This is a genomic window from Pseudomonas sp. WT-JTC (genome assembly GCF_056711565.1).
The window spans coordinates 1,456,466-1,481,518 of the sequence record NZ_CM160042.1 but is presented as its reverse complement, the minus strand read 5'-3'; the positions used below and the strand labels follow the sequence as shown (position 1 = coordinate 1,481,518).

General features: G+C 60.4%; 26 protein-coding genes and 1 riboswitch. Of the genes, 13 read left to right on the top strand and 13 right to left on the bottom strand.

The window, feature by feature from the left end; all coding sequences use genetic code 11:
• The first annotated feature begins 113 nt into the window (after positions 1-113).
• Both AC06G5_RS06590 and AC06G5_RS06585 read left to right on the top strand, forming a co-directional pair.
• Complete coding sequence (locus AC06G5_RS06590; protein ID WP_413423901.1) at positions 114-674, top strand: glycine cleavage system transcriptional repressor; 561 nt, start codon at positions 114-116, stop codon at positions 672-674.
• A 10-nt stretch (positions 675-684) separates the two neighbouring features.
• The gene (locus tag AC06G5_RS06585) at positions 685-1,158 is read left to right on the top strand and encodes a peroxiredoxin (protein WP_110658539.1); all 474 of its coding nucleotides are present in this window, start codon (positions 685-687) and stop codon (positions 1,156-1,158) included.
• 144 nt (positions 1,159-1,302) lie between these two features.
• On the opposite strand, the gene AC06G5_RS06580 is transcribed toward AC06G5_RS06585, so the two are convergent.
• Both AC06G5_RS06580 and AC06G5_RS06575 read right to left on the bottom strand, forming a co-directional pair.
• Positions 1,303-2,373, bottom strand: coding sequence for an AI-2E family transporter (locus AC06G5_RS06580; protein ID WP_480459125.1), 1,071 nt, complete (start codon positions 2,371-2,373; stop codon positions 1,303-1,305).
• Between the two features lie 31 nt (positions 2,374-2,404).
• Positions 2,405-2,644: a sulfurtransferase TusA family protein gene (locus tag AC06G5_RS06575; RefSeq protein WP_057400713.1), complete on the bottom strand. Its 240-nt coding sequence runs from the start codon at positions 2,642-2,644 to the stop codon at positions 2,405-2,407.
• Between the two features lie 98 nt (positions 2,645-2,742).
• On the opposite strand from AC06G5_RS06575, the gene AC06G5_RS06570 reads away from it, so the two are divergent.
• Complete coding sequence (locus AC06G5_RS06570) at positions 2,743-4,176, top strand: M48 family metalloprotease (protein WP_413703409.1); 1,434 nt, start codon at positions 2,743-2,745, stop codon at positions 4,174-4,176.
• A 77-nt stretch (positions 4,177-4,253) separates the two neighbouring features.
• Here AC06G5_RS06570 and AC06G5_RS06565 read toward each other — a convergent pair whose 3' ends face one another.
• The 4 genes from AC06G5_RS06565 to rpoE all read right to left on the bottom strand — a co-directional run bounded on the left by AC06G5_RS06565 (position 4,254) and on the right by rpoE (position 8,025).
• Complete coding sequence (locus AC06G5_RS06565; RefSeq protein WP_413423908.1) at positions 4,254-5,678, bottom strand: DegQ family serine endoprotease; 1,425 nt, start codon at positions 5,676-5,678, stop codon at positions 4,254-4,256.
• A gap of 178 nt (positions 5,679-5,856) precedes the next feature.
• On the bottom strand, positions 5,857-6,816 hold the full coding sequence (locus tag AC06G5_RS06560; protein ID WP_413423910.1) for a MucB/RseB C-terminal domain-containing protein: 960 nt from the start codon (positions 6,814-6,816) through the stop codon (positions 5,857-5,859).
• Between the two features lie 8 nt (positions 6,817-6,824).
• The gene (locus AC06G5_RS06555; RefSeq protein WP_413423912.1) at positions 6,825-7,412 is read right to left on the bottom strand and encodes a sigma-E factor negative regulatory protein; all 588 of its coding nucleotides are present in this window, start codon (positions 7,410-7,412) and stop codon (positions 6,825-6,827) included.
• Positions 7,413-7,443: 31 nt separating this feature from the next.
• Positions 7,444-8,025, bottom strand: a complete 582-nt coding sequence (rpoE, locus tag AC06G5_RS06550) for an RNA polymerase sigma factor RpoE/AlgU (protein WP_003172477.1) — start codon at positions 8,023-8,025, stop codon at positions 7,444-7,446.
• A gap of 557 nt (positions 8,026-8,582) precedes the next feature.
• Between rpoE and nadB the strand changes: the two genes are divergently transcribed.
• Positions 8,583-10,199: an L-aspartate oxidase gene (gene nadB, locus AC06G5_RS06545; RefSeq protein WP_413423914.1), complete on the top strand. Its 1,617-nt coding sequence runs from the start codon at positions 8,583-8,585 to the stop codon at positions 10,197-10,199.
• On the opposite strand, the gene AC06G5_RS06540 is transcribed toward nadB, so the two are convergent.
• Complete coding sequence (locus AC06G5_RS06540) at positions 10,168-10,620, bottom strand: protein YgfX (RefSeq protein ID WP_413423916.1); 453 nt, start codon at positions 10,618-10,620, stop codon at positions 10,168-10,170. The two genes, nadB and AC06G5_RS06540, sit on opposite strands and share 32 nt — an antisense overlap.
• Positions 10,604-10,858 (bottom strand): FAD assembly factor SdhE, encoded by a 255-nt coding sequence (locus tag AC06G5_RS06535; RefSeq protein ID WP_007979797.1) that lies wholly within the window; start codon positions 10,856-10,858, stop codon positions 10,604-10,606. The genes AC06G5_RS06540 and AC06G5_RS06535 overlap by 17 nt, the downstream gene beginning before the upstream one ends.
• Positions 10,859-11,006: 148 nt before the next feature.
• On the opposite strand from AC06G5_RS06535, the gene ygfZ reads away from it, so the two are divergent.
• Together ygfZ and AC06G5_RS06525 are read left to right on the top strand one after the other, a co-directional pair.
• A complete protein-coding gene (gene ygfZ / locus AC06G5_RS06530) occupies positions 11,007-11,948 on the top strand; it encodes a CAF17-like 4Fe-4S cluster assembly/insertion protein YgfZ (protein WP_413423918.1) in 942 nt (313 codons plus the stop codon).
• A 34-nt stretch (positions 11,949-11,982) separates the two neighbouring features.
• Positions 11,983-12,804: an HDOD domain-containing protein gene (locus AC06G5_RS06525; RefSeq protein ID WP_413703410.1), complete on the top strand. Its 822-nt coding sequence runs from the start codon at positions 11,983-11,985 to the stop codon at positions 12,802-12,804.
• 116 nt (positions 12,805-12,920) lie between these two features.
• Here AC06G5_RS06525 and AC06G5_RS06520 read toward each other — a convergent pair whose 3' ends face one another.
• Entirely contained in the window at positions 12,921-14,309 is a 1,389-nt protein-coding gene (locus tag AC06G5_RS06520) for a sensor histidine kinase (protein ID WP_413423922.1), read from the bottom strand.
• Positions 14,302-14,973 (bottom strand): response regulator, encoded by a 672-nt coding sequence (locus tag AC06G5_RS06515; protein ID WP_057400723.1) that lies wholly within the window; start codon positions 14,971-14,973, stop codon positions 14,302-14,304. Before AC06G5_RS06515 ends, AC06G5_RS06520 begins: the two co-directional genes overlap by 8 nt.
• Before the next feature lie 237 nt (positions 14,974-15,210).
• Between AC06G5_RS06515 and AC06G5_RS06510 the strand changes: the two genes are divergently transcribed.
• Genes AC06G5_RS06510 through AC06G5_RS06490 form a run of 5 tightly spaced genes read left to right on the top strand, consistent with a single transcriptional unit; the run spans position 15,211 to position 20,586 of the window.
• Positions 15,211-16,503 (top strand): OprD family porin, encoded by a 1,293-nt coding sequence (locus AC06G5_RS06510; RefSeq protein WP_413423924.1) that lies wholly within the window; start codon positions 15,211-15,213, stop codon positions 16,501-16,503.
• A gap of 39 nt (positions 16,504-16,542) precedes the next feature.
• Positions 16,543-17,520 carry a Bug family tripartite tricarboxylate transporter substrate binding protein gene (locus tag AC06G5_RS06505; protein ID WP_085715411.1) on the top strand — a complete coding sequence of 326 codons (978 nt, stop codon included), beginning with the start codon at positions 16,543-16,545 and terminating at the stop codon, positions 17,518-17,520.
• Positions 17,521-17,578: 58 nt separating this feature from the next.
• Positions 17,579-18,037, top strand: a complete 459-nt coding sequence (locus tag AC06G5_RS06500; RefSeq protein ID WP_160108656.1) for a tripartite tricarboxylate transporter TctB family protein — start codon at positions 17,579-17,581, stop codon at positions 18,035-18,037.
• 1 nt (position 18,038) lies between these two features.
• Positions 18,039-19,553 (top strand): tripartite tricarboxylate transporter permease, encoded by a 1,515-nt coding sequence (locus tag AC06G5_RS06495; protein WP_413427580.1) that lies wholly within the window; start codon positions 18,039-18,041, stop codon positions 19,551-19,553.
• A complete protein-coding gene (locus AC06G5_RS06490) occupies positions 19,546-20,586 on the top strand; it encodes an AbrB family transcriptional regulator (RefSeq protein ID WP_413427581.1) in 1,041 nt (346 codons plus the stop codon). Before AC06G5_RS06495 ends, AC06G5_RS06490 begins: the two co-directional genes overlap by 8 nt.
• A gap of 96 nt (positions 20,587-20,682) precedes the next feature.
• Here the strand turns inward: AC06G5_RS06490 and ung are convergent, their stop codons facing one another.
• A complete protein-coding gene (gene ung, locus AC06G5_RS06485) occupies positions 20,683-21,375 on the bottom strand; it encodes a uracil-DNA glycosylase (protein ID WP_413427582.1) in 693 nt (230 codons plus the stop codon).
• Positions 21,376-21,507: 132 nt separating this feature from the next.
• Between ung and AC06G5_RS06480 the strand changes: the two genes are divergently transcribed.
• The gene (locus AC06G5_RS06480) at positions 21,508-22,620 is read left to right on the top strand and encodes an enoyl-CoA hydratase/isomerase family protein (protein WP_413427583.1); all 1,113 of its coding nucleotides are present in this window, start codon (positions 21,508-21,510) and stop codon (positions 22,618-22,620) included.
• A 57-nt stretch (positions 22,621-22,677) separates the two neighbouring features.
• On the opposite strand, the gene AC06G5_RS06475 is transcribed toward AC06G5_RS06480, so the two are convergent.
• Complete coding sequence (locus tag AC06G5_RS06475) at positions 22,678-23,106, bottom strand: hypothetical protein (protein WP_413427584.1); 429 nt, start codon at positions 23,104-23,106, stop codon at positions 22,678-22,680.
• Between the two features lie 168 nt (positions 23,107-23,274).
• A complete protein-coding gene (locus AC06G5_RS06470) occupies positions 23,275-23,532 on the bottom strand; it encodes a hypothetical protein (protein WP_413427585.1) in 258 nt (85 codons plus the stop codon).
• Positions 23,533-23,815: 283 nt separating this feature from the next.
• A riboswitch (guanidine-I (ykkC/yxkD leader) is annotated at positions 23,816-23,916 on the top strand.
• Between the two features lie 60 nt (positions 23,917-23,976).
• On the opposite strand from AC06G5_RS06470, the gene AC06G5_RS06465 reads away from it, so the two are divergent.
• On the top strand, positions 23,977-25,044 hold the full coding sequence (locus tag AC06G5_RS06465) for a putative urea ABC transporter substrate-binding protein (protein ID WP_413427586.1): 1,068 nt from the start codon (positions 23,977-23,979) through the stop codon (positions 25,042-25,044).
• The last annotated feature ends 9 nt before the right edge of the window (positions 25,045-25,053 follow it).

Sequence of the window (25,053 nt, the reverse complement as noted above, 5' to 3'; positions counted from 1 at the left end):
ATGGAGCGAGTTGCGAGCCGCAGCCCGGGGTTTTCTGAATGGGCACGCGCAGGCGCACCCCGACGGCCAACGCCTGTCAACCTACCGACCGCTCATCGCTTTAGGAATGCTGCATGTCCACCCCCACAGTCCGCGAACAATTCCTTGTCATCAGTGCGCTCGGCGCCAACCCCATGGAGCTGACCAACGTCCTGTGCCGCGCCAGCCATGAAAACCGCTGCGCGGTGGTCACCTCCCGCCTGACCCGTCATGGCGAATGCAGTGCGCTGGTCCTCGAAATCTCCGGTAGCTGGGATGCCCTGGCACGCCTGGAAGGCAGCCTGCCAGTGTTGGCCAAGCGGCATGCGTTCACGGTCAACGTGGTGCGCAGCGCCGCCCTGGAAAACCGCCCCCAGGCCCTGCCGTACGTCGCTTATGTGAGCTCGGCCTACCGCTCGGACATCATCAACGAGCTATGCCAGTTCTTCACGGACCACAACGTCGAACTGGAAAACCTGACCTGCGACACCTATCAGGCTCCGCAGACCGGCGGCACCATGCTCAATGCCACGTTTACCGTGACCTTGCCGCCCGGCGTGCAGATCAGCTGGCTGCGCGATCAGTTCCTGGATTTTGCCGACGCGCTGAACCTGGACGCCCTGATCGAACCCTGGCGCCCTCAGAACCCAATGTAAGGAAGCTTTCATGGCCGTTGCCATCGACCAACCGGTTGCCGATTTCGAAGCCCCCGCCACCAGCGGCCAGACCGTCAGCCTCGCCGGCCTGAAAGGCAAGCAGGTGGTGATCTACTTCTACCCCAAGGACAGCACGCCGGGCTGCACGACCGAGGGGCAGGGCTTTCGTGATCAATACGCGGCGTTCAAGGCCGCCAATACCGAAGTGTTCGGCGTGTCTCGCGACAGCCTGAAATCCCACGAGAACTTCAAGTGCAAGCAGGAGTTCCCCTTTGAGCTGATCAGCGACAAGGACGAAGCCATCTGCCAGCTGTTCGACGTGATCAAGCTGAAAAAGCTCTACGGCAAGGAATACATGGGCGTGGATCGCAGCACGTTCCTGATCGACGCCAAAGGCGTGTTGCGCCAGGAATGGCGCGGCGTGAAAGTGCCGGGGCATGTTGATGCCGTTTTGGCTGCCGCTCAGGCCCTGAATAAAGCCTGATTCCTCTAGCGCCTATCCGGACGCTTTCGCGAGCAAGCCCGCTCCCACATTGGACCGTGTTTTTCTGAACAACTCGGTTAACTGTGGGAGCGGGCTTGCTCGCGAAGGGGCCATCAGCCTCACTGAAAAAATCAAAGCTGACAGTTAAAGCAGCGGCGCCACCACCGGCTCCTTGCGCGGCCAGGCGTCCAGCACAGCCTTGAACAGCGTCGCCAGGGGAATCGCAAAGAACACCCCCCAGAAGCCCCACAACCCGCCAAACAGCAGCACCGCGCAAATGATCGCCACCGGGTGCAGGTTGACCGCCTCCGAGAACAGCAAAGGCACCAGCACGTTGCCATCCAGCGTCTGGATGATCCCGTAAACCGCCATCAGGTAAATGAACTGATCGCTCCAGCCCCACTGGAACAGCGCAATCAGAAACACCGGCACAGTCACCACCACGGCGCCGACATAAGGCACCACCACCGAAATCCCCACCAGCAGTGCCAGCAACGCCGCGTAGTTGAGCTCGAGAACAACAAAGGCGATATAGGTCACGCCACCGCAAATGAAGATTTCGATGACCTTGCCGCGAATGTAGTTGGCGATCTGCCGGTTCATGACATGCGCGACCCGGGTGATCAACGCCCGCTCACGGGGCAGGTAACCGCGCACCCACTGGCCGATCATGGCCCGATCCTTGAGGAAGAAAAACACCAGGATCGGCACCAGCACCAGGTAGATCATGATGTTCACAAGCAAGGGCAGGCTCGACAGCGAGAACGTCAGTGCCCACTGACCAAACTTGCCGATTTCGCCCCGCGCCACTTCGATGGCCCGCAACACTTGCTCATCGGATACCAGGTGCGGATAGCGTTCGGGCAGCAGCAGCAACAGCGACTGCCACTTGGCCAGCATGCCGGGCAACTCATTGAACAACGTAATCAACTGGTGCCACAGCAACGGCACGACAACCACGATGAATACCAGTAACACCCCCATGAATAACGCAAAGACCAGCCCCACCGCGGCCCAACCCGGCACGCGCAAGCGCTCGAGAGCCACCACCAGCCCCTGCATCAGGTACGCCAGCACCATCCCGGCGAGCACCGGCGCCAGCATACCGCCCAGGGTCAGCACGGCGGTGAACGCCAGAAACAGCAGGACAGCCAGCACCACCGCTTCTTCATCGGAGAAATAGCGCTGAATCCAGTCGCGTAACACTTTGAACATCAATAATCCTTAGGAGTAAACGCAGCCGATTTCAGGCTTTTTTCAACCAATAGCGGTAAACACCCGCGTCATCTTCTTCACGAAGCAGGGTATGACCGGCCAATCGGGCAAAGGTGCGAAAGTCGCGCTGCGAACCTGCATCGGTGGCGATGACCTTGAGGACCGCACCACTGACCATCCGGTTGAGTTCCATCTTGGCCTTGAGCAACGGCAACGGGCAATTCAGGCCACTGGCGTCCAGTTCAACGTCATGGGCTACAGCGTCGGTCATTGCATCACTCCGGGTCAGGTGGTTGAGTTGCCTAGAATATCTGGTCGCAACGCCGGTGTCCGGCTACAGTAAGGTCTTTGTCGACTAAGGCTTTGTGCATGACATTTTTGCGCCCTACCCTGCTGACGCTCGCTTGCCTGCTCGCCTCACCGGGCTTCGCCGACGACCTGCCGTCACTCGGCGACGCCAGTTCTGCCATTGTCTCACCGCAACAGGAATACCAGCTTGGCCGGGCCTGGCTGGCAATGCTGCGCAGCCAGGTCTCGCAGCTAAACGATCCGCAACTCAAGGATTACGTGGAATCCAGCGTTTACCGACTGGTGGAGACCAGCCAGGTCACCGACCGGCGCCTGGAGTTCATCCTGATCAACAGCCCGCAGCTCAACGCTTTTGCCGCGCCGGGCGGGATCGTCGGGGTCAACGGTGGCCTGTTCCTCAATGCCCAGACCGAAGGCGAGTATGCCTCGGTACTGGCGCACGAACTGGCTCACTTGTCGCAGCGCCACTTTGCCCGGGGCGTCGAAGCGCAACAACGCATGCAAGTACCGATGATGGCCGCATTGCTGGCCGGTATCGTGATTGCAGCCGCGGGCGGCGGTAACGCCGGGATCGCGACCATTGCTGGTACACAGGCCGCGGCCATTCAGGAACAACGGCGATTCTCCCGCCAGAACGAACAGGAAGCCGATCGCATCGGTATTCTCAATCTGGAAAAGGCCGGTTATGACCCCCGGTCGATGCCCACCATGTTCGAACGCTTGATGCGTCAGTACCGCTACGATGCCAAGCCACCGGAATTCCTGCTGACTCACCCGGTCACCGAATCGCGTATCGCCGACACCCGCAACCGTGCCGAACAGGCGCCAAAAGGCGGCGTCGAAGACAGCATGCGCTATCAACTGATCCGCGCACGCGTCCAGCTGATCTATGAAGAAACCCCGGGGCTCGGCGCCAAGCGCTTCCGCGCCCAGCTCGACGAGAACCCGAAAAACGACGTCGCGCGCTACGGCCTGGCAATCGCCCAGATCAAGGGCGGTCAACTGAACGAAGCGCGGGAAAACCTCAAGCAGCTGCTGGCCAGGTCACCCAACGAAATCATCTATAACCTGGCTCAGGTAGATCTGGACATCACCAACAATCGCCTGCCCGATGCCCAGTCCCGGGTTGACCGATTGATAACCCAGTTCCCCGGCAACTACCCGCTGAATCAGGTGCGCGTCGACTTGCTGCTGAAGCAGAACCGCGCCGGCGAAGCGGAGAAAGCCCTTGAAGGCCTGCTCAAGTCGCGTCCGGACGACCCGGACGTGTGGTATCAGGTTGCCGAGACGCGCGGCCTGTCGGGCAATATCATCGGCCTGCATCAGGCTCGCGCCGAGTATTTTGCGTTGGTCGGAGACTACAAACAGGCCATCCAGCAACTGGACTTCGCCAAGCGCAAGGCCGGCAGCAACTTCCCGCTGTCTTCGCGGATCGACGCGCGGCAACGCGAACTGATGGAACAGGAGCGCATGATCAAGGACATGATGGGCTGACGCCTTCGGAGACAATAAGTCCGGACATAAAAAAACCGCCTCTTTCGAGGCGGTTTTTTATTCAACCGACAACCGGGTCATTCAGCCAGTTTGAAGGTGATGAAGCTAGCACGACCCTGACGCAGTACCCGCATCGACACCGAGCGGTTCTTCGGCAGCGCCTTGGCGATGTCCGCGAACTCCTTGGTGGAACCGATGGCCTGGTTGTTCAGGTGGGTGATCACATCACCCGGCTGCAAGCCGATCATGGCGGCAGGACCGTCCTGTACTTCCTTGATCAGCACGCCACCTTTGAGGTCGTAGGTTTTCTTTTGCTCGTCAGTCAGCTCGACCACGGAAACACCGAGACGATTGCTGCTGCGCTCGATGCTGGATTTTGGCAGCGCATCCAGCTCCTTGCCTTCTTCCGGAATCGCGCCGACCGTCAGTTCGACATTCTTGCGCTTGCCGTCACGAATCACTTCCAGATTGGCCTTGGAGCCAGCCTTCAATGCGCCAACGAGATGCGGCAGGTCGGCCGACATGACGATTGGCTGACCGTTCATGCTCAGGATCACGTCGCCAACTTGCAGGCCACCCTTGGCAGCCGGGCCATCATCCTGGATCTGGGCAACCAGCGCACCCGCAGGTTTCTCCAGACCGAACGACTCGGCCAGGTCCTTGCTCACTTCCTGAATCACGACACCCAGCCAGCCACGGCTGACCTTGCCACCGGATTTCAGCTGATTGGAAACATCCATTGCCACGTCGATCGGGATTGCAAACGACACCCCCATGAAGCCACCGGAGCGGGTATAGATCTGCGAGTTGATCCCGACCACCTCACCGTTCAGGTTGAACAGCGGGCCGCCCGAGTTGCCGGGGTTGATCGGCACGTCGGTCTGGATGAACGGCACATAGTTTTCGTTCGGCAGGCTGCGACCGACGGCGCTGACGATACCTTGGGTCACCGTGTGGTCAAAGCCGAATGGCGAACCGATCGCGACAACCCATTGGCCGGCCTTCAGGTCCTGGGATTTGCCGAGCTTGAGCACGGGCAGATCCTTGCCTTCGATTTTCAGCAGCGCCACGTCGGAACGTGGATCGGTACCGATCAGCTTGGCTTTCATTTCGCTGCGATCAGCCAGACGAACGAGGATTTCGTCAGCATCGGCGATCACGTGGTTGTTGGTCAGGATGTAGCCATCAGTAGAGATGATGAAACCCGAGCCCAGGGAAGTGGCCTCACGCTGACGGTCGCGAGGTGAACGCGATTGCGGCGGCATGCCCCGCTCGAAGAATTCGCGCAGCATTGGCGGCAAGCCTTCGAGGTCGGGCATTTGCTGGCTGACTTTGCGATCCGGCAGCTTTTGCGTGGTACTGATGTTCACGACCGCAGGCGAGGCCTGTTCGACCAGTTGCGTAAAGTCAGGCAATTCGACCGCTTGGGCGGTGACCGCCTGACCGAGCACCAGCACGGTGGCAATTATGGAAAGGTAGGACTTCAAGCGTGGTATCGACATACGGCTCCCGTTACGACGAGCATGGTTAAGCGATATGGAGCAAGGAACACCGGGAACAATACGCCGGTATTTTTGTTCCGGGAACAACAAACAAGGCCAGAGCCGAGGGGCTCTGACCTATAAGAAATTTATGGGAAATTTGCAAATTGAAATGCTCACGAAACATTTCGAATTTAGCTCACTGCTTGGTTGCAGCAGCGTCGGTACGCATCGAAAGCGCTATCCGCTCAGCAGTACCGACCGGTATCTCGCCGACGACGGTCACCATCATCTCACCCTGTGCCGTGGTCAAGCGCCGGGAAACCGCAACGGTCGGCCCCAACTGAGTACGGGTGTCGGTGACTGTTGCGCCATTCAACGGCTCGAGGAATACCGAAAAGCGCGCCAGACCATCGTCATACAACAGGCTATTGACCTGGGTTTTGGTCTCCGGATCCTTGCGAGCGGTGCTGCTGGTCAGCTCGAAGCCCGGCGGCAACCAGTCGGATCGCCAGACCTGGGCAGTCTTGACGGCAGAAGCCTTGTCACTTTCGAGGTTGACCGGCTTGCAATCGGTACTGGCCTGCAGGTCGCCTTCGGAAGGATCGTCTTTGGTATCCAGTTGCGTGAACTGGAAGCGCTCCAGCAACCGCCCCTTGTCGTCCAATAGCAAAGACTTCAGAGGCAGGCCGGTTTCCTTGTCCAGATGCAGTTCAAAACCATAGCGGTGTTGATCGCGGGGTGTCAGCGAGACGATCACTGCAGGACGCCCGGCGACACGCGACTTGCCGACGACAGCGAGGTCATACCAATTCTTGAGCTTTTGAGGATCGAGTGCACGGGCAGCGGAGTTGGGGGAGTCCCCAAGCCCTGCTATCAGTGTGCCGCTGACGCATTGAGTATGCCCATCAATGCGCACGACTTCCTGAGCGGAACCGTCGAGCTGGATCAATCGCTCGCGGACCTTTCCATCCTGGACACGGTGCCAGATGTTATGGGTAGAAAAACTACCGTTACGCTCGTAGACGAAAGTACCCTGAAAGCTCTGCTGTTGCTCTGCCTGGCCCAGGCGTGTCAACCAGTCCTGGGCATCATCGGCTTGGGCTGGAACGATGAACCAGCCACTGAGCAGAAGCGAAAATAGAGGTATGGCGCGCATGATCCTCCTTAACGGTTTTCCAGGCTTGCGGCACGAGCGTAAGGCAGAGCGCTCTCAGTACCTTTCAGTGCAGCCTGTTGTGCATGTTGGCGCAAGTAACCTGGCAGACGCTGATCGTGCCAGCCTGGCTGACCTTGCAAAACGCCGTTGGCCATTGGGCCGGTGGCTTCCGAACTCTCATTGTAGCCTGCCAGGACAGCAGGGCCTTTTACTTGAGGAACGGCCAATGCGGGTTGACTGGATTGCTGGGCCAGTTCGACACCGGCGATCTCATCCTGGTTGTACAGACGCACACCGGCCAGCACCGCCAGGGTCACGGAAGCTGCGACCGCCAGACGACCCAGGCTGCGCCATGGACCGCGGGAAGGTTTTGCCGGTACGGCTTCGTCAGCCAGGGCAGCAGAAACAGCCGCAGCGATGTCCAGACGTGGAAGCAGCAGATCCTTGTGCATCACTGCCCGAGCGATCTGATAACGAGCCCAGGTATCACGGGTTTCAACATCGTCACAGGCATTCAATACCCGACGCAATTCCAATTCGTCCGCTTCGTTATCCATCACTGCGGACAGCGATTCCTGCAGGGCTTCACGACTCATGGCGTTCCTCTCTTGGCTGTCGCCGCTGTCTTTAGTTTTCCTGCAACAACGGCTGCAGGGCTTTGTCGATGGCCTCCCGGGCGCGGAAGATCCGGGAGCGCACGGTGCCTACCGGACATTGCATGACGCTCGCAATGTCCTCGTAACTCAGACCATCAAACTCACGTAAAGTTAGAGCCGTACGCAAATCTTCCGGCAGTTGCTGAATGGTTCGATGGACGGTGCCTTCGATCTCATCCCGCAGCAAAGCCCGTTCTGGCGACTCGAGATCCTTGAGGCCATGATCGCCATCGTAGAACTCTGCATCCTCGGAACTGACATCGCTATCCGGCGGCCGACGGCCGCGTGAAACCAGATAGTTTTTCGCCGTGTTGATGGCGATGCGGTAAAGCCACGTATAAAACGCGCTGTCTCCGCGAAAATTTCCAAGTGCACGGTATGCCTTGATAAAGGCTTCTTGTGCCACATCCTGGGCTTCATGGGTGTCGTGCACGAAACGCACGATCAACCCGAGAATTTTGTGCTGGTATTTCAGCACTAGCAGATCGAAAGCACGCTTGTCGCCGCGCTGAACGCGTTCGACCAGTTGCTGATCCTCTTCCTGGGTTAGCATGAACACTCCTCGATGAGCTCGGAGGAGGCTTGCAGAACCAAACGACCAGACTTGCAAACATAGACTCGGGCTTTTCGCAAAAGTTCTCCCCCTCCAGGCAAGTTTCCTGCGGGCTCTGATTTGGCACGCACGAAAAGCGCAGCGCGAGTTGACCCGGCTGCGCGAATAATCTTGTCATCGGATTCTTCGACAAGGATCGAACCGCAATCCTTGACTGAAGCCGACGCTGTCCCTTGTTTCAGGCAACCGTCTATTGATCTTGGCCCTTTGGCAAAAGTTCCAAATATTTATAGCTGTGCCGAACCAACATTGTGCAACCGTGAAGCGAAAATGACTGTTAAATCGGCGATACAGTCATTCTCGCGCCCAACGGGCAGAAAAACATCCGACGAACCGACCGTTGTTTTACGTCACAGTAGTTTCACAATGCCATGCTGGCTCGGGTATTGTGCCGCTCCCCCCCTCTATATACTAGTGGGCTGTACGGCCGACTCGACTCGACTCGCCAGTCCGGCTGCGCCACCCCCGACCCGGGTCGCTTTGAGCGGAATCCTGAAATGAGCCAACAGTTTCAACACGATGTTCTGGTAATTGGCAGCGGTGCTGCCGGCTTGAGCCTTGCGCTGACCTTGCCCGGTCATTTGCGCATCGCCGTTCTGAGCAAGGGCAACCTCGCCAATGGCTCGACGTTCTGGGCCCAGGGCGGCGTTGCGGCCGTGCTGGATGACACCGATACCGTTGAATCCCATGTCGATGACACCCTCAATGCCGGCGGCGGCCTGTGCCATGAGGACGCCGTGCGCTTTACCGTCGAGCACAGCAAGGAAGCGATTCAATGGCTGATCGACCAAGGCGTGCCCTTTACCCGCGATGAACACTCGAGCAACGAAGATGGCGGGTTCGAGTTCCACCTGACCCGCGAGGGCGGTCACAGCCACCGGCGCATCATCCACGCCGCCGATGCCACCGGCGCTGCCATTTTTACAACCCTGCTCGACCAGGCCAGGAAAAGACCGAACATCGAACTGCTGGAACAGCGGGTTGCGGTTGACCTGATCACGGAGAAACGCCTGGGACTTGAAGGTGATCGCTGCCTCGGCGCTTATGTGCTCAATCGCGGCACCGGCGAAGTCGACACCTATGGTGCCCGTTTTGTGATCCTCGCCTCTGGTGGAGCGGCCAAGGTTTACCTGTACACCAGCAACCCTGACGGCGCCTGCGGCGATGGCATCGCCATGGCCTGGCGCTCGGGCTGCCGGGTGGCGAACCTGGAATTCAATCAGTTCCACCCCACTTGCCTGTATCACCCGCAAGCCAAGAGCTTCCTGATCACCGAAGCCCTGCGAGGCGAAGGTGCCCACCTGAAGCTGCCCAACGGCGAGCGCTTCATGCCGCGTTTCGATCCACGGGCAGAGTTGGCGCCACGGGACATCGTCGCCCGGGCCATCGACCATGAGATGAAGCGCCTGGGCGTCGACTGCGTCTATCTGGACATCAGCCACAAGCCCGAAGCGTTCATCAAGACGCACTTCCCGACGGTGTACGAACGCTGCCTGGAATTTTCCATCGACATCACCAGACAACCGATTCCGGTGGTCCCGGCGGCGCACTACACCTGCGGCGGTGTGATGGTCGATCAACAGGGCCGCACCGATGTGCCGGGACTGTACGCCATTGGCGAAACCAGTTTCACCGGCCTGCACGGCGCCAACCGCATGGCCAGCAACTCGCTGCTGGAATGTTTCGTTTATGCCCGTTCGGCGGCCGCGGACATTATCGAACAGTTGCCCACGATTTCGATGCCAGCCCCCCTTCCCGCCTGGGACGCGAGCCAGGTCACCGATTCCGATGAAGACGTGATCATTGCGCACAACTGGGATGAACTGCGGCGGTTCATGTGGGACTACGTCGGCATCGTGCGCACCAACAAGCGCCTGCAACGGGCGCAACACCGTGTGCAATTGTTGCTGGATGAAATCGACGAGTTCTACAGCAACTACAAGGTCAGCCGGGACCTGATCGAGCTGCGCAACCTTGCCCAGGTTGCCGAGCTGATGATTCTGTCAGCCATGGAGCGCAAGGAAAGCCGCGGCCTGCATTACACCCTCGACTACCCGGACATGTTGCCGGTCGCGCTGGACACTATTCTGGTGCCGCCCACCTACGTCGGCTGAATTTGAGCCGCACCCGCAGGCGTCGGTGCACATCCGCCGCCTGCGCATCCCGGGGCACGCAAATGGCCCTGACCCGGCGCTCGCCACGCAGACGGAAACGCAGTACCACCACCAACGGCAGCGCCAGGCTGTCCGGCCTTAATTGGACGGGCTGCCAACCCTTGGCCCGACTCCACAACTGCCAGCCATCGGCGTCGCGTCGCAAGCCGCAAAATGCCTGCGGGTGCGTCAGCAGGATCTGCCGGGGCAACAGCCAGGCTCCGTGAGCCACGCACAGCGCGACGCCGAGCGAGCTGGCCCAGACCGGAATCGACAGTAGACACAACGAACCCAACGCGAACAGCTGGGCCAAGAGATACGCCGCCAGCAACTGCCGTGAGGCATGCCAGCGGCATTCGAACCCGTTACTTGGGCTGGACACGATCCAGGATCATGCGAACCATGCGCTGCAGTTCAGGATCCTCGGATTCGCTGCGTTCCATGAACCAGCCGAACATGTCCTGATCCTCACACGTCAGCAGTCGGACGTACAACGCGCGATCTACCTCGTTGAGCGTTGCGTAAACCTCTTTCGTGAACGGCACCAGCAACACGTCAAGCTCAAGCATGCCGCGGCGGCTGTGCCAAAAGAGGCGGTTCAGTTCAACATCTTCGACCATGGAGCGCTCCTCAAATAGGCCGCAAGTATACAGGCCCGCGCCCCGTCGAACAGTCGGCTTTGGTCGGCACCGGCGATCCTTTGTGAACTACCCATTTCGAAGGCGCCACCTTATGATGTCCGCCAGACTCTTTACCCTGCGATGACTCATGGCCGATTCTGCTTTTTTCTGCACGCTTTCTCATGAAGGTGTTCTCGCGGTCCGCGGCGCGGACGCCAGCAAATTCCTGCAAGGCCAACTGACCTGCAATCTCAACTACCTGAGCGATTCCCGGGCCAGCCTCGGTGCGCGCTGCACGCAAAAAGGCCGGATGCAATCGAGTTTCCGCATCCTGCTCGAAGGTGACGGCGTGGTCCTGGCCATGGCCACCGAATTGCTCGAACCGCAACTGGCGGACCTGAAAAAATACGCGGTGTTCTCCAAATCGAAACTGACCGACGAAAGTGCCGCCTGGGTGCGCTTGGGCGTTGACCATGGCGATGCTGCACTGGCCAGCCTCGGTCTGGACCTGCCGGCAGAAACCGACAGCGTCGTGCGCGGCGATGGACTGATCGCCATCCGTGTCTCGCCGGAACGCGCCGAGTTGTGGGTCGCCGCCGGTCAAGCCGATGCGGTCAAAGGCAAGCTGTCGGCCGTGCTGAGCGAAGGCGACCTGAACCAGTGGCTGCTGGGTCAGGTCCGCGCAGGGATCGGTCAGGTCATGCCCGGCACCCGCGAGTTGTTCATCCCGCAGATGCTCAACCTGCAAGCGGTCGGCGGCGTGAGTTTCAAGAAAGGCTGCTACACCGGGCAGGAAATCGTTGCGCGGATGCAGTACCTGGGCAAACTCAAGCGCCGCCTGTATCGCCTGCAACTGGCTGCCAGCGAGCTGCCTGAACCGGGTATCGCGCTGTTTTCCCCGACCCACGGCAGTTCCATCGGCGAAGTGGTGCTGGCTGCCCGCGCCGGGCAGAACATCGAACTCCTGGCGGTGTTGCAAGCCGAAGCAGCAGAGAGTGGAGACATCCACCTGGGCGCGCTCGAAGGACCGTCCCTGCAACTGCTCGACCTGCCTTATGAACTGGACCGCGATCGCGAAATCCAGCAATAACGGCAGCACTTGGCGCGACACCTAGAGAGACTAAATGAGCGAGCTGGCGGAAAAGGTCCAAAAGGATTTGGTTGAGGCCATCAATAACGATGACCTGGTTCTGCCAACGTTACCGGAAGTGGCCCTGCAAATTCGCAGGGCTGCAGAAAACCCGGAAATCAGCATCAGCACCCTGAGCAAAGTGATCGGCCGCGATGCCGCGTTGTCGGCGCGCCTGATCAAGGTGGTCAATAGCCCGTTGCTGCGCGCGACCCAGGAAGTCACCGATTTGCACACGGCGATCACCCGCCTGGGCATCAACTACAGCAGCAATCTGGCGATCGGCCTGGTCATGGAGCAGATTTTCCATGCCCGGTCCGACGTGGTGGAACAGAAGATGCGCGATGTCTGGCGTAAAAGCCTGGAAATCGCCGGTGTCAGCTATGCGTTGTGCCGCAGCTACACCCAGCTCAAGCCCGATCAGGCGGCCCTTGGGGGGCTGGTGCATCAGATCGGCGTGCTGCCGATCCTGACCTACGCCGAAGATCACTATGAGCTGCTGTCCGACCCGGTCAGCCTCAACCATGTAATCGACCAGATTCATCCGCTGATCGGCGAAAAACTGCTCAGTGTCTGGGAATTTCCCGACATGCTGGTGCAAGTGCCGCGGCTATACCTGAACTTCAAACGCCAGTCTGCGCAGGTCGACTATGTGGATCTGGTGCAGGTGGCCAGCCTGTATTGCTTCCAGGACACCGATCATCCGCTTGCCCGTACCGATGCGCTGAATGTGCCTGCCTACAGGGTGCTCGGAATCGACTTCGACGACGCGGCGATGTGCGCCGATCTGGAAGAAACTCGCACGATGTTTTACTGATCAAAGACCGCGTCGCCCCCTTCGCGAGCAAGCCCGCTCCCACAGGGATTTGTGGTGCTGCATAGATCCAGTGTGGGAGCGGGCTTGCTCGCGAAGAGGTCCGAACAGGCGCTGCATCACTCCCCCGCAATAAAACTCACCCGCACCTTCAACCCTGCGTGCTCTCCATCGTGCAGGCTGATCTGTGCCAGGTGCGCACGACAGATCTCGCCGACAATCGCCAACCCCAATCCGGAACCGGCCACTTGCTGATTGCGTCGGTAAAAGCGCTCGAATACCCGATCGCGCTCTTCAAGAGGGATGCCGGGGCCATCATCTTCGACTTCCAGCACGGCGGGCGCCGAGACGCGCAGAATCACGTTGCCACCGGGCGGCGTGTGAGCCAGGGCGTTATCCACCAGATTGCTCAGCAGTTCGTTCAGTAGCGTCGGCTCGCCCCGCAACCAGACGGATTCATCCGCTTCCAGCGCCAGCGCAATGCCGCGCTTGTGGGCCAACGGCGCCATGGCCATGCCCAGCTCCCGAGCCAACTGACTCAGGTCGAGTAACTGCGCGCCGCCTTCGGCAATCGCCCGGGCGCCATTTTCGACCCGTGCCAGGGACAGCAACTGATTGGCCAGATGGGTCAAGCGATCGGTGCCCTGGGCAGCGGTTTCCAGCGTGCTGCGCCAGGTATCGGGCTCAGCCGAGCGCATGCCCAGCTCCAGTCGCGCCTTGAGCGCTGCCAATGGCGTGCGCAGTTCATGGGCGGCATCGGCAATGAATTGCGCCTGTTTCTCGAACTGGCCGCGCAAGCGCTCGGTAAAGTGATTGAGTGCGCGCACCAGCGGCCACAATTCGCGCTGCACTTCCACCAACGGTAAAGGACGCAGATCGTCCGGCTGGCGCTCTTCCACCGCCGTGCGCAAGCGCTCCAGCGGGCGCAACGCGGCACTCACCGCAAACCACACCAGCATCAACGCACCGATTGCCAGCATGCCCAGGCGTAGCAACGTATCCGCCGCCAGGCTGCGGGCCATGCTGACGCGCGCTTCATCGGTTTCCGCCACGCGGATTTCCGCCATGCCATTCATGTTCGGGTCGCTCACGGGCTTGAGCAGGCTCACCACGCGTACGTTCTGCCCGCGGTACTGGGCGTTGTAGAAACGCGCCAGCGCTGGATAGTCATCGGTGCGCGGCGTTCCCGGCGGTGGCGCGGGCAGGTTTTCGTAACCGGAAATCAGCTTCTGATTGATGTCGTTGACCAGGTAGAAAATTCGCCCGGCACTGTCGTAGGCAAACGTATCGAGGGCCACGTAGGGCACGTCGGCACTCAGGCTGCCGTCGCGCTGGGAGACACCGGCGGCGATGGTCCGCGCCGAGGCCAGCAAGGTCCGGTCATAGGCCGTGTCGGCGGCTTCGCGACCGTACCAGTAGGCGCTCAACCCGCTGGCCAGCATCAAAACCACCAGCAACAGCGCGAGGTTCCACAGCAACCGCCAGCGCAGGCTGCTGGGCTTATGCATCGCGGCTTTCCAGCAAGTAACCGAGGCCCCGGAACGTCACGATGGCGACCGGCTGGCCATCGAGTTTCTTGCGCAGGCGGTGCACATAGATTTCGATCGCATCGGGGCTGGCCTCCTCATCGAGACCAAACACTTGCGACGCCAATTGCTCCTTGCTCATCACCCGACCGGGGCGTGCGATCAGGGCTTCGAGTACGGCTTGCTCGCGGGAAGTCAGGGTCAGCAATTCTTCGCCGAGGGTGAAGCGCCGGGTTTCCAGGTCATAGGCCAGCACACCGCAACGCTGAATGCGTTCACCGCCCAGCACACTGCGGCGCAACAGGGCTTTGACCCGGGCTTCGAGTTCGGTCAGTTCGAACGGCTTGGCCAGGTAATCGTCGGCGCCAAGGTTGAGGCCGTGGACCCGATCCTTGACGTCGCTGCGCGCGGTCAGCATCAACACCGGCAGATTCTTGCCCCGTGCCCGCAGGCGCGCCAGCACTTCGAAGCCGTCCATGCGCGGCAAGCCGACGTCGAGGATCGCCATGGCGTATTCCTCACTGCCCAGCGCCAGGTCGGCCGCCACGCCATCGTGCAGGACGTCCACGGTCAGCCCGGTGCCCTTGAGCGCCTGGGCGACACTTTCGGCGAGCTGCAGATGGTCTTCGACGAGCAGGACACGCATGGATCTTTACCTCATTCAGGGATGGTCGACGCCATTCTCTGGCGCGGAGTTTACAGCCGCAACCGCCGCTGTGAAGCCCGAAAACCGTGAAAGTCAGCTGAAAGCTTAGCGAAAGGTTAGCCCGTTACAGTCCAGCCACGGACAGTTTCGACTGCCGTCGCTGCGGCCATACAGCGATACGAAAAACGCCTCGAAGCGTTTTCGACAAATAAGAACAATAAACGGAGTAAGTCATCCATGCAGTCCTTGCAGACCCAGGCTATCGCGCCTGCCCGCCTCTCCCGTTTCAGCCACACTGCGCTTGCCAGCGCTGCCGCCCTTGCCGGTTTTTCACCTTTGAGCCACGCCGCATTCTTCGAAGACAGCTCGGCCACTTTCGAAACCCGCAACATGTACTTCAATCGCGATTTTCGCGACGGTACCAGTGCCCAGCAATCCAAGCGTGACGAGTGGGCCCAGGGGTTCATGCTCAATCTGAAATCAGGCTACACCGACGGCACCGTGGGGTTCGGTGTCGATGCGCTGGGCATGCTGGGGGTCAAGCTCGATTCGAGCCCGGACCGCACCGGTACCGGGCTGCTGCCAACCCATGACGACGGGCGCGCGGCTGACGAATATTCCAAGCTCGGCCTGACCGGCAAAGTGAAAATCTCCGCCAGCGAGCTGAAAATCGGCAGCCTGATCCCGGAGCTGCCGATCCTCAAGCCCAACGACGGGCGCATCCTGCCGCAGACCTTTGAAGGCGGCATGCTGACCTCCAAAGAGATCAAGAACCTGACCTTCACCGGCGGGCGCCTGGACAAGGCCAAGGATCGCGACAGCACCGACTTCGAGGACGTTGCCCTCAACAACAAGAACAGCCGCTTCGCCGGAACGGTGGCCGGCGAACACTTCGACTTTGGCGGCGTGGACTACAAGTTCACCGACAAGATCACCGGCAGCTACCACTTCGCGCAACTCGATGAAGTCTACAACCAGCACTATCTCGGGCTGGTTGCCTCGCAGCCGTTCGGCCCCGGCACCTTCGCCAGCGACCTGCGGTTTGCCATCAGTGATGACCAGGGCGAGGCCCGTGGCGGCAAGATCGACAACAAGTCCCTCAACGGTCTGGTGAGCTACGCCCTGAGCGGGCACAAGTTCAGCGCGGGCTACCAGCACATGTCCGGCGACAGCGCGTTCCCGTATGTGGATGGCACCGACCCGTACCTGGTGAACTTCGTGCAGATCAACGACTTTGCCGGTGCCGAAGAGCGCTCCTGGCAAGCGCGTTATGACTTCGACTTCGTCACCCTCGGCGTCCCGGGTCTGAGCTTCATGAGCCGTTACGTGAGCGGTGACAACATCAAGCTCAAGAACGGTGACGAAGGCAAGGAATGGGAACGCAACAGCGAGATCAAATATGTAGTACAAAGCGGCGCGCTCAAGGATGTCGCCGTGCGTCTGCGCAATGCCACCTACCGTTCCAACTACTCCGCTCGCGATGCCGATGAAGTGCGTCTGCTGGTGAGCTATAGCGTTGCCCTTTGGTAATTCAGTACGTCCATAACAACAACTCCCAAGGAGACTTGAATGAACCTGTCAATGCGTAAAATCGCTCTCGCCGCCAGCGTCCTGCTGTTCACCGGCCAGGCGCTCGCCGAACCCAAACGCCCGGAATGCATCGCCCCGGCCTCGCCCGGCGGTGGCTTCGACCTGACCTGCAAACTGGCGCAAAGCGCGCTGATCAACGAAAAACTGCTGACCAAACCTATGCGCGTGACCTACATGCCCGGCGGTGTCGGTGCGGTGGCGTATAACGCGGTGGTTGCCCAGCGTCCGGCCGATGCTGGCACCCTGGTGGCCTGGTCCAGCGGCTCGCTGTTGAACCTAGCCCAAGGCAAGTTCGGCCGTTTCGATGAAAGCAACGTGCGCTGGCTGGCCGCCGTTGGCACCAGCTATGGCGCCATTGCGGTTAAAAGCGACTCGCCCTACAAGACCCTCGACGATCTGGTTAAGGCACTGAAGAAAGATCCGAGCAAAGTGGTGATCGGTTCCGGCGGCACCGTCGGCAGCCAGGACTGGATGCAAACCGCACTGATCGCCAAGGCCGCGGGGATCAACCCACGCGACCTGCGCTACGTTGCCCTCGAAGGCGGCGGTGAAATTGCCACCGCCCTGCTCGGCGGTCACATCCAGGTCGGCAGCACCGACATCTCCGACTCCATGCCGCACATCCTCAGCGGTGACATGCGCCTGCTGGCGGTGTTCTCCGACAAGCGTCTGGACGAGCCGGAAATGAAAGACATCCCGACGGCCCGCGAGCAAGGCTACGACATCGTCTGGCCGGTGGTGCGCGGTTTCTACCTCGGGCCAAAAGTCAGCGACGAAGACTACGCCTGGTGGAAAGCTGCGTTCGACAAACTGCTGGCCTCCGAAGACTTCGCCAAGCTGCGCGATCAGCGCGAGCTTTTCCCGTTCGCCATGACCGGCCCGGAGCTGGACACCTACGTGAAGAAGCAGGTCGCGGACTACAAAGTGCTGGCCAAAGAGTTCGGCCTGATCCAGTGATCGTCTCTGTCTAGCGGCTGCGACTCCGTTCGGCGGGGTCGCAGCACAGGAGTTCCTCATGCTCTTACAACGCATTTTTGCTTCGGTGCTGTTGCTGGCCTGCCTCAGCCTGGTGGCGATGGCCTGGCCCTACCAGGCACCTTTTTCCTACGAACCGATCGGCCCGCGAGCCTTCCCCCTGCTGATGCTGGGGCTGATGGGCCTGGCGCTGGTGTACATGGTGTATCGCCCCTCGCCGATCAAACACACCGATGAAGATCCGCCAATGGATCGCGAAACCCTGAACAAGATCGGTGTTTGCGTGCTGTTGCTGCTGGTCTTCGCCGGGCTGTTCGAACCGCTGGGCTTCATCCTCAGCAGCATGCTGATTGGCATACCCATGGCGCGCCTGTACGGCGGGCGCTGGTTGCCGGGCGCGGTGATCATCAGCCTGATGAGCGTCGGCCTGTACCTGCTGTTCGACAAAGTCATGGACGTGCCACTGCCTCTGGGCCTGCTCGACGTTCTGGAGAACTGATATGGATACGCTTGGTTATTTGAGTCATGGCTTCGGCGTCGCACTGACCCCTTACAACCTGGTGACCGCACTCAGCGGCACGCTGATCGGTACGGTCGTCGGCCTGCTGCCGGGACTGGGCCCGATCAATGGCGTGGCGTTGCTGATCCCGATCGCCTTCGCGCTGGGCCTGCCGCCGGAGTCGGCACTGATCCTGTTGGCGGCGGTTTACCTGGGCTGCGAATACGGCGGCCGGATCAGTTCGATCCTGCTGAACATCCCGGGCGAAGCCTCCACCGTCATGACCACCCTCGACGGCTACCCGATGGCCCGCCAAGGTTTGGCAGGTGTTGCACTGTCGCTGTCGGCCTGGAGTTCATTCATCGGCGCCTTCATTGCGACCTGCGGCATGGTGGTGTTCGCGCCGATGCTGGCGAAATGGGCGATTGCCTTCGGTCCGGCGGAATACTTCGTGCTGATGGTGTTTGCGATTGTCTGCCTCGGCGGCATGGCCGGGGATCGACCGCTGAAGACATTCATCGCGGCATTGATCGGGCTGTTCCTGTCGACCGTCGGCATCGATGCCAACAGCGGCGTGTACCGCTTCACCGGCGACAACATCCACCTCACCGACGGCATTCAATTCGTGGTGCTGGTGCTGGGCCTGTTCTCCATCAGCGAAATTCTGTTGCTGCTGGAAAAAACCCACCGTGGCCAGGAAGCCTTCCAGGCTACCGGGCGGATGTTGTTCAACTTCAAGGAAGCCGCCTCGGTGTTCTGGGTGAACATGCGCTGCGGTGTGCTCGGCTTCATCATGGGCGTGCTGCCGGGTGCCGGCGCGACACTGGCCAGCGCCGTGGCCTACATGACCGAGAAACGCATTGCCGGCCCAAGCGGAAAATTCGGACAAGGCGACAAGCGTGGCCTGGCTGCACCGGAAACCGCCATTGGCGCAGAAGCCTGTGGCGCGCTGGTGCCGATGCTGACCCTCGGCGTTCCTGGTTCAGGCACCACGGCCGTGATGATCGGCGCACTGTCGCTGTACAACATCACGCCGGGCCCACTGCTGTTCCAGCAGCAGCCGGACATCGTCTGGGGCCTGATCGCATCGTTGTTCATCGCCAACATCATGCTGGTGATCCTCAACATCCCGATGATCCGCATCTTCACCAAGATCCTCGCGGTACCGAACTGGGCACTGGTGCCGATGATCGCGATCATCACCGCTATCGGCGTGTACGCGGTGCATGCCACCACGTTCGACCTGTTCCTGATGATCGGTATCGGCATCTTCGGCTACATCCTGCGCAAGCTGGATTTCCCGTTGTCGCCGGTACTGCTGGGGTTCATCCTCGGCGGCTTGATGGAGCAGAACCTGCGTCGGGCGCTGTCGATCTCCAACGGTTCGCTGGACATCCTCTGGTCGAGCGGCATCACTGTCGGTGTCTGGGGCTTGATCGTGGTCATGCTTCTGGTGCCGATCGTGCGCATCTGGCGTAAACGTTCGGTTGCACGGCGCGTTATTGCCGATGTCTGATCGAACACCGTTCAAAGCCTGGTGGGGAACCCCGCTGGTCGGCCTGCTTGGCGGTTACCTCGCCAGCCAGGTCGGCTGGCCTTTGCCGTGGATGGTCGGCTCGTTGCTGGCGATCATCCTCGTGCGCTGCCTGACACCCTGGCAATTGGCCGAAATCCCTGGCGGCCGCAAGTGCGGCCAGTGGATCGTCGGTATCGGCATTGGCCTGCACTTCACCCCGCTGGTGATGGAGCAGGTGCTGAGTCATTTCGGTCTGATCTTCTTTGGTGCGTTGATCACCAGCCTGTCTGCGGTCGTCGGCGTATGGCTGATGCGCCGCACAGGTGAAGATCGCGCCACGGCGTTCTTTTCCAGCATGCCCGGCGGTTCCGGTGAGATGGTCAACCTCGGTGCACGCAATGGCGCGGTGCTCAGCCGTGTGGCGGCGGGGCAGAGTTTGCGGGTGCTGGTGGTAGTACTCTGCGTGCCGGCGGCCTTCAAATATTTACTGGGCGATGGTGACCCGGTTTTACATGCCACCGCGGTGGACTGGCGCTGGCTGGCCCTGCTGTTCCCGGCAGGCGCATTGGCGGCCTGGATCTGGGAACGCCTGCGTCAACCCAACCCCTGGCTGTTCGGGCCGTTGCTGGTCAGTGCGGCAGTCAGCATCGGCTGGGACCTGCACATCGGCCTGCCCAATGGCGGTAGCCAGATCGGCCAATGGTTGATCGGCAGCGGTCTGGGCTGTCACTTCAACCGGCAGTTTTTCCGCCGTGCGCCATCGTTCATGGGGCGCACCTTGATCGGCACGGTATTGACCATGTTGATTGCAACGGCGGCGGCGCTGGGTCTGAGTGCGCTGACCCACCTGGATCTGCGCTCGCTGACCCTGGGCATGATGCCCGGCGGCATTGCCGAGATGAGCCTGACGGCGGAAAACCTGCAACTGTCGGTACCGCTGGTGACGGCGATGCAGGTGATGCGGTTGTTGTTTGTGCTGTTTCTGGCGGAGCCATTGTTCAAGTACTGGAACCGGGGCCCGGATTCTGTCTGAAAGACCGAGTTGCCCGATTCGCGAGCAAGCCCGCTCCCACATGGGTTTTGTGAACACCGAAAATCCAGTGTGGGAGCGGGCTTGCTCGCGAAGCTTTTAGATTGGCGGCAACCGCCACTCGATCGGCGTCTCGCCATTCTGTTCCAGAAACTTGTTGGTCCGGCTGAAGTGCCCGCAACCGAGGAAGCCACGATAGGCGGACAGCGGTGACGGGTGCACCGAAGTCAGCACCAGATGCTTGGTCGCATCGATCAGCTTCTGCTTGCTCTGGGCATGGGCGCCCCACAGCATGAACACCAGGTGCGGCTGCTGTTGGCTGACCACTTCAATGATGCGATCGGTGAAAAACTGCCAGCCCTTGTCCTTGTGTGCATTGGCATTGGCGCGCTCGACGGTCATGGTGGTGTTGAGCATCAGCACGCCCTGATCGGCCCAGCTCTGCAGGTAACCGTGGTTGGGGATGTCGATGTTCAGGTCGCGCTTGAGCTCTTTGTAGATGTTCACCAGCGACGGTGGCGCCGGCACGCCGGGTTGCACCGAGAAGCACAAACCATGGGCCTGGCCCGGGCCGTGATAGGGATCCTGACCGAGGATCACCACTTTGACCTTGTTCAGCGGCGTGGAATTGAGCGCGTTGAAGATCATCGGCCCCGGCGGATAGATCTCCTTACCGGCCGCCCGCTCCTGTTGCAGGAAATTGCGCAACTCTGCCATGTAGGGCTGGTCGAATTCGGCACGCAGTGCCTCCTTCCAGCCCGGTTCGAGTTTGATACGGTCGTCAGCAGTCATGGTTACACCCGGCAAAAACAATGGGGCGAACCCTAAGAAGGCCCATCGCGCTTGTCAATTGATCTGACGCAGATCCAGCACTTTCCCACACAGCGATCATACTTAACCCTCAATTTCCCGATCGAGGTCATGATGAACCTGCACTTCGAAGAACTCACCGGCACCGACGGCGCCCGCATCGGCGTCGCCAGCCTGGATGCCGAAAAATCCCTGAACGCCCTGTCCCTGCCGATGATCAACGCCCTGCGCGACCGCATGGAGGCCTGGGCCAAGGACCCGCAGATCGTCTGCGTGCTCTTGCGCGGCAATGGCGCCAAGGCTTTTTGCGCCGGTGGCGAAGTGCGCAGCCTGGTGGAAGCCAGTCGCGCCCATCCGGGTGAAGTACCGCCACTGGCCGCGCTGTTTTTTGCGGCGGAATATCGCTTGGACTTCAAACTGCACACCTACCCCAAACCGTTGATCTGTTGGGGCCACGGCTATGTGCTCGGCGGTGGCATGGGGCTGTTGCAAGGTGCGGGCATTCGCATCGTTACGCCGAGCAGCCGGTTGGCCATGCCGGAGATCAGCATCGGCCTGTACCCGGATGTTGGCGGCAGTTGGTTCCTGTCGCGCCTGCCCGGCAAGCTCGGGTTGTTCCTGGGCCTGACCGGCGCGCACATGAACGGCCGCGATGCCATCGATCTGGACCTGGCCGACCGCTTCCTGCTCGACGATCAACAGCCGGCACTGATCGACGGACTGCTGCAATTGAACTGGCAGGAACAGACGCCCATGCAGCTCAACAGCCTGCTCAAGGCCTTGCAGCAGGAAGCCGTGGCACAGATGCCCGAAGCCCAGTGGCTGCCGCGTCGTCAGCAGATCGACGAGTTGCTGGATGTGAGCGACGTGCGTTGCGCCTGGAAGGCCATCAGCGCCTTGCGCGATCACCGCGACCTGCTGCTGAGCCGTGCAGCCAGGACCCTGAGCGAAGGCTCACCGCTGACCGCGCACCTGGTATGGGAGCAGATCGCCCGTGCCCGGCACCTGTCGCTGGCCGAAGTCTTCCAGATGGAATACACCCTGAGCCTCAACTGCTGTCGTCATCCGGAGTTCAGCGAAGGCGTACGCGCCCGGTTGATCGACAAGGATCAGAAGCCGCACTGGCACTGGCCGGACATCAACAATGTGCCGGACGCGGTGGTAGAGGCGCATTTCCACAAGGCCTGGGAAGGTCGGCATCCGCTGGCGGATCTATCCGAGTACTGAACGAACTGTGGGAGCGGGCTTGCCCGCTCCCACATCAGATCTGTGTTCTATAAAAATCTATCGGTGGCCGCCCCGCCAGTTGTGATCGCCACGCCCGTCGCGATGGTCGCGCCCGTCGTGATCGCGAAAGTCATTGTTCCAGCCCCTGTGGTTACGGCCGTCCCAGCCATGGTTCTGATGCATCCGGTAATCGCCCCGGTATGGCTGGTAGTAACGCGGAGCGGGCTGGTAATAGCGCGGCTGATACATCCGCGGCTGCGAGTAATAACGCGGTGTCGGCTGGTAATACCGCGCTGGCGGCACGTAATACCGGGGCGGCGGCGTGTAGTAACCGTTGGAATAGTAGGAACTCCCCCCGGCGTAATGGCTTGGCGCAGGCGAGGTGTAGACTTCGGAACTGTAGTAACTGCCTCCTTCGTCGTAGTAAGGCTCGCACCCACCTAGGGACAATCCCAACACAGCAAGCAGAAGAATTTGGCGATGCATGGCGGCCTCCTGGACCGCGGGTGAACCACACCAGCGACGCTGGCAGGCGACAGTCAAATGTTCAGTGAACTGTCGATAGATCAGACATCGAATTCAGAATCTGGTGCGTCTCTGAAACAAGTAGAAACATCTGGCCGATGAAAGGTTTTTCATCCATTCACACCACGATTAACGGTGGCCACCGTGAAATCCACCGCCATGATGCCCACCTCCGTGAAAGTCGTGTCCACGGTAATAACCATGCCCACCGTAGTAATAGGAGCGATAGCCACCGTAATAACGTGGGCCGTAGTAACCGTAGTAGTAAGGCGAGTAGTAACCGGGATAGTAATAAGGTGCCGCGTAGACATCGGCAGGACCGTCGTAGTAGTAGCAGCCAGACAATCCCACACCGAGCAGTGCACCGAACAACAATCGACGTAACATGACGGCCTCCGTAAAGACCTGTGACAGCAGCCAGCACAGACCGGCTGACATCTGTTTTGACTGGCAAATCCCTGCCAAGTGCAACGTCGCACCCACCTTCTGATCAGCGGTGGATACGTTCCAATGAGGTGCGCCTGCGCACCATCACAAGGCAGTCCGCCTTGCCAATCAAACCCTTCGCCCTCCCTGTCCCCCGCGCCAGAGCGCTCGGACCAACTTGGCACGCCTCTCGCTTTAACAAAACCGTGCAGGAGTCACTACAGGTTCGCGGCACCACAATTTGCAAATGGCTGACTAGGGTTCCGGCTCGCAATCGCGAGTGACTGGTCCGAGAGTTGGCGACCTCCAGTTGAGGTTACACGGCGGGATAAAAGCCCGGGAGACAAGCCACCGCTAACGGTGCCGCTGCCGTCCTGTCCGTCCTTGATCAACTGGAGAACCACCATGTCCCAGCTTCGTTTACCCGCCCTCTTCGCCGCTGCGTTTGCAGCCCTCGTGAGCGTCTCGTCCCAGGCTGCCCAGAAAGATCACTTCAACGTGTGCTGGACGATCTATGCCGGCTGGATGCCATGGGAATATGCCGGCAGCCAGGGCATCGTCGACAAATGGGCGAAGAAGTACGGCATCAAGATCGACGTGGTACAGCTCAATGACTATGTCGAATCGATCAACCAGTACACCGCCGGCCAGTTCGATGGCTGCACCATGACCAACATGGACGCACTGACCATTCCGGCCGCCGGTGGCGTCGACAGCACTGCACTGATCGTCAGCGATTTCTCCAATGGCAACGACGGCATCGTGCTCAAGGGCGAAGGCAAGAAAGTCATCGACCTCAAGGGCATGGACGTCAATCTGGTGGAGCTGTCGGTCTCCCATTACCTGCTGGCCCGGGCGCTGGATTCGGTGGACCTCACCGAGAAAGACCTGAAAGTGGTCAACACCTCCGACGCCGATATCTCGGCGGCCTTCAACACCGATCAGGTCAACGCCGTCACCACCTGGAACCCGATGCTCTCGGACATCAAGGCCAAGCCCGGGGTGAGCGAAGTGTTCAACTCCAGCCAGATCCCCGGCGAAATCATGGACATGATGGTGGTCAACAGCGCCACCCTCAAAGACAACCCGGCCCTGGGCAAAGCGCTGACCGGTGCCTGGTTCGAAGTCGTCGAGTTGATGAACCAGAAAAACGCGGCCAGCAAGGCCGCGCTGGAACACATGGCCAAAGCCTCCGGTACTGACCTGGCGGGTTTCCAGGCGCAACTGGACACCACCCGACTTTTCGCCACGCCCAAGGAAGCCCTGGCGTTCAGCACCAGCAAACAACTGCCGGAGACCATGCGCAAGGTCGCCGAGTTCTCCTTCCAGCACGGCTTGCTGGGTGAAGGCGCCAAGGACACCAGCGCGGTCGGCATGGCCTTCGCCAACGGCGTGACCAGCGGCGACAAAGGCAACCTCAAGCTGCGCTTCGACCCGAGCTACGTGCAGATGGCCGCCGACGCCAAGCTGTAATCAGGAGAA

Bases quoted from the DNA above. Each gene is read 5' to 3' on its own strand.
- AC06G5_RS06555 (WP_413423912.1), bottom strand. From the start codon at position 7,412: ATGAGTCGTGAAGCCCTGCAGGAATCGCTGTCCGCAGTGATGGATAAC.
- AC06G5_RS06480 (WP_413427583.1), top strand. From the start codon at position 21,508: ATGAACCTGCACTTCGAAGAACTCACCGGCACCGACGGCGCCCGCATC.
- AC06G5_RS06510 (WP_413423924.1), top strand. From the start codon at position 15,211: ATGCAGTCCTTGCAGACCCAGGCTATCGCGCCTGCCCGCCTCTCCCGT.
- AC06G5_RS06505 (WP_085715411.1), top strand. From the start codon at position 16,543: ATGAACCTGTCAATGCGTAAAATCGCTCTCGCCGCCAGCGTCCTGCTG.
- ygfZ (WP_413423918.1), top strand. From the start codon at position 11,007: ATGGCCGATTCTGCTTTTTTCTGCACGCTTTCTCATGAAGGTGTTCTC.
- AC06G5_RS06515 (WP_057400723.1), bottom strand. From the start codon at position 14,973: ATGCGTGTCCTGCTCGTCGAAGACCATCTGCAGCTCGCCGAAAGTGTC.
- AC06G5_RS06575 (WP_057400713.1), bottom strand. From the start codon at position 2,644: ATGACCGACGCTGTAGCCCATGACGTTGAACTGGACGCCAGTGGCCTG.
- AC06G5_RS06500 (WP_160108656.1), top strand. From the start codon at position 17,579: ATGCTCTTACAACGCATTTTTGCTTCGGTGCTGTTGCTGGCCTGCCTC.
- AC06G5_RS06590 (WP_413423901.1), top strand. From the start codon at position 114: ATGTCCACCCCCACAGTCCGCGAACAATTCCTTGTCATCAGTGCGCTC.
- AC06G5_RS06465 (WP_413427586.1), top strand. From the start codon at position 23,977: ATGTCCCAGCTTCGTTTACCCGCCCTCTTCGCCGCTGCGTTTGCAGCC.
- AC06G5_RS06585 (WP_110658539.1), top strand. From the start codon at position 685: ATGGCCGTTGCCATCGACCAACCGGTTGCCGATTTCGAAGCCCCCGCC.
- AC06G5_RS06490 (WP_413427581.1), top strand. From the start codon at position 19,546: ATGTCTGATCGAACACCGTTCAAAGCCTGGTGGGGAACCCCGCTGGTC.
- AC06G5_RS06570 (WP_413703409.1), top strand. From the start codon at position 2,743: ATGACATTTTTGCGCCCTACCCTGCTGACGCTCGCTTGCCTGCTCGCC.
- AC06G5_RS06535 (WP_007979797.1), bottom strand. From the start codon at position 10,858: ATGGTCGAAGATGTTGAACTGAACCGCCTCTTTTGGCACAGCCGCCGC.
- AC06G5_RS06580 (WP_480459125.1), bottom strand. From the start codon at position 2,373: ATGTTCAAAGTGTTACGCGACTGGATTCAGCGCTATTTCTCCGATGAA.
- AC06G5_RS06525 (WP_413703410.1), top strand. From the start codon at position 11,983: ATGAGCGAGCTGGCGGAAAAGGTCCAAAAGGATTTGGTTGAGGCCATC.
- AC06G5_RS06520 (WP_413423922.1), bottom strand. From the start codon at position 14,309: ATGCATAAGCCCAGCAGCCTGCGCTGGCGGTTGCTGTGGAACCTCGCG.
- AC06G5_RS06560 (WP_413423910.1), bottom strand. From the start codon at position 6,816: ATGCGCGCCATACCTCTATTTTCGCTTCTGCTCAGTGGCTGGTTCATC.
- nadB (WP_413423914.1), top strand. From the start codon at position 8,583: ATGAGCCAACAGTTTCAACACGATGTTCTGGTAATTGGCAGCGGTGCT.
- AC06G5_RS06565 (WP_413423908.1), bottom strand. From the start codon at position 5,678: ATGTCGATACCACGCTTGAAGTCCTACCTTTCCATAATTGCCACCGTG.
- AC06G5_RS06475 (WP_413427584.1), bottom strand. From the start codon at position 23,106: ATGCATCGCCAAATTCTTCTGCTTGCTGTGTTGGGATTGTCCCTAGGT.
- rpoE (WP_003172477.1), bottom strand. From the start codon at position 8,025: ATGCTAACCCAGGAAGAGGATCAGCAACTGGTCGAACGCGTTCAGCGC.
- ung (WP_413427582.1), bottom strand. From the start codon at position 21,375: ATGACTGCTGACGACCGTATCAAACTCGAACCGGGCTGGAAGGAGGCA.
- AC06G5_RS06470 (WP_413427585.1), bottom strand. From the start codon at position 23,532: ATGTTACGTCGATTGTTGTTCGGTGCACTGCTCGGTGTGGGATTGTCT.
- AC06G5_RS06495 (WP_413427580.1), top strand. From the start codon at position 18,039: ATGGATACGCTTGGTTATTTGAGTCATGGCTTCGGCGTCGCACTGACC.